This window comes from Streptomyces sp. WELS2, from assembly GCF_013870595.1.
GTDB lineage: Bacteria > Actinomycetota > Actinomycetes > Streptomycetales > Streptomycetaceae > Streptomyces.
Genome location: NZ_JACBWZ010001012.1, coordinates 1 through 2,009 on the forward strand (window position 1 = coordinate 1; position 2,009 = coordinate 2,009).

Below are 2,009 nucleotides of genomic sequence, written 5' to 3' on the forward strand. Positions count from 1 at the left end.
GGCGTCGGAGAACGTCTCCATGAGGACGCGCAGCGGCCGGGTGCCGGCGACGGCGGCGGGCACCTCGGCGGTCGCGTACTCCACGAGCCCGGCCGACCAGGGGGCGCCGCCCACCTTCCGGCGCATCTCGATGTACTCGACGGGGTTGGCGATCCGCCCCTCGTTGATGTTGGACAGCTCCCACATCGACTCGTTGAGCAGGTGTTCGGTGGCGACGGAGAAGCGGCGCCGCCAGTCCACGGACATCGCCGGGACCGTGCGCGCCCACAGGTCCTTCAGGCCCGCCTCCACCGGGTTCTCCGGCTCGGGCACGGGTGTGCCGGGGTCGAGCGGCATGAACAGCGGCAGGCGGTCCAGGTGCGCCTTGCCGGCGGCGCGGTCCTGGGTCCGCTTGAACATGTCGAGGAAGTGGTCGTCGAAGAAGAACACCCACACGTACCAGTCGGTGATCAGCGAGAGGGCGGGTCCGTCGCAGTCGGGGTGGGTGTAGGCGCACAGGAGTCCGTAGTCGTGCGCCTCCAGGTCGGCCTGGTCCCAGATCCCGGAGCCCTCCAGCATGCCCATCTCGCGCGCCCACCGGGTCGAGTGGGCGCGTGCCTCGTCCAGGTGCGGGTTGAGCCGCGCGGGGTACGGCATGTAGAAGTGCGGGAGTTCGAACGGCTGCGTCATGGCCGGGCCCTACCCGTGCCTCCGGACCCCCATCCGCACCAAGGCACATGATCACACCATCGCGTGAACCGTGGGGAAAACCGGGAACTCCTGCGGGGGTTGTGGCGTTGGCCGCCTTGCCGTGCCCGCACGCGGGGGCCACGGTAGGCGCATGACCTCCTTCGTGCTGCCCCATGAGGTGCACGGCGACGGCGCCCACAAGGTGTTCGCCGTGCACGGCTGGTTCGCCGACCGGTCCGCGTACACACCCGTGCTGCCGGACCTCGACCGCACGTCCTTCTCCTACGCTCTGGTCGACCTGCGCGGCTACGGCGAGGCCCGGGACGCCACCGGCACGTACACCACCGCCGAGGCCGCCGTGGACCTGGTGGAGCTGGCGGACCGGCTCGGCTGGCGGCGGTTCTCGGTGATCGGGCACTCGATGGGCGGCGCGGTGGCCCAGCGGCTGCTCGCACTGGCCCCGGGCCGGCTGCGCCGGATCGTGGGCGTCTCGCCCGTGCCCGCCTCGGGCCTCCCCCTGGCCGGAGAACAGGCGGCCCTGTTCTCCGACGCCGCGCACCGCGCGGAGAACCGGCGCGCGATCATCGACTTCACCACCGGGGGCGACCGGCCCGCCGCCTGGCTGGACCGGATGGTCGCCCGCTCGCTGGAGCGCAGCGACGCCAAGGCGTTCCGGGCCTGGCTGGACTCGTGGTCGGGCGACGACTTCAGCGCCGAGGTCGCCGGCAGCCGGGTGCCCGCGCTGGCCGTGGCCGGTGCGCTCGATCCGGCGCTGTCACCGGAGGTCATGCGGCGGACCTGGCTCGCCTGGTACCCGCACGGACGGCTGGCGGTGCTCCCCCGCGCCGGCCACTGCGCCATGGACGAGACCCCGCTGGAACTGGTGCGCGTGGTCGAGGACTTCCTGCGGGCGGACGACGCCGAGGGGCCCGGCGCGGACCGGGGCGGGCGGGCGTGAGCGGGCGCGCCGTCCCGCCGGTCCCGGACGTCTTCGATCCGCGCCGGTACGCCGCAGGCGTGCCCTACGACGACTACCGCGTGCTGCGCGACCATCATCCGGTGGCCTGGCAGGAGGAGCCGGAGGTGCTGGGCTGGCCGGCCGGGCCCGGGTTCTGGGCGGTGACGAGGCACGCGGACGTGGTGCGCGTACTGAAGGACGCCGGGACCTATTCCTCGTACGCGGGCGCCACCCAGATCCGTGACCCCGACCCGGAGGACCTGCCGTTCATCCGGCGCGTGATGCTCAACCAGGATCCGCCGGCGCACGGGCGGCTGCGCAGGGTGGTGAGCCGCGCGTTCACGCCGGGGCGCGTGGAGCGGTTCACGGCCGCCGCCCGCGG

Annotated in this window: 1 protein-coding gene and 2 pseudogenes; 2 read left to right on the forward strand and 1 reads right to left on the reverse strand. The window is 73.5% G+C overall.

Annotated elements, in window-relative coordinates:
* Window positions 1–669: pseudogene (gene cyc2, locus H5J33_RS32940) on the reverse strand (germacradienol/geosmin synthase Cyc2); the annotation flags it as partial.
* Between the two features lie 151 nt (window positions 670–820).
* Between cyc2 and H5J33_RS32945 the strand changes: the two are divergent.
* Together H5J33_RS32945 and H5J33_RS32950 are read left to right on the forward strand one after the other, a co-directional pair.
* On the forward strand, window positions 821–1,627 hold the full coding sequence (locus tag H5J33_RS32945; RefSeq protein ID WP_181798377.1) for an alpha/beta fold hydrolase: 807 nt from the start codon (window positions 821–823) through the stop codon (window positions 1,625–1,627).
* Window positions 1,624–2,009: pseudogene (locus H5J33_RS32950) on the forward strand (cytochrome P450); the annotation flags it as partial. The gene H5J33_RS32945 and the pseudogene H5J33_RS32950, both read left to right, overlap by 4 nt.

Bases quoted from the DNA above. Each gene is read 5' to 3' on its own strand.
- H5J33_RS32945 (WP_181798377.1), top strand. From the start codon at position 821: ATGACCTCCTTCGTGCTGCCCCATGAGGTGCACGGCGACGGCGCCCAC.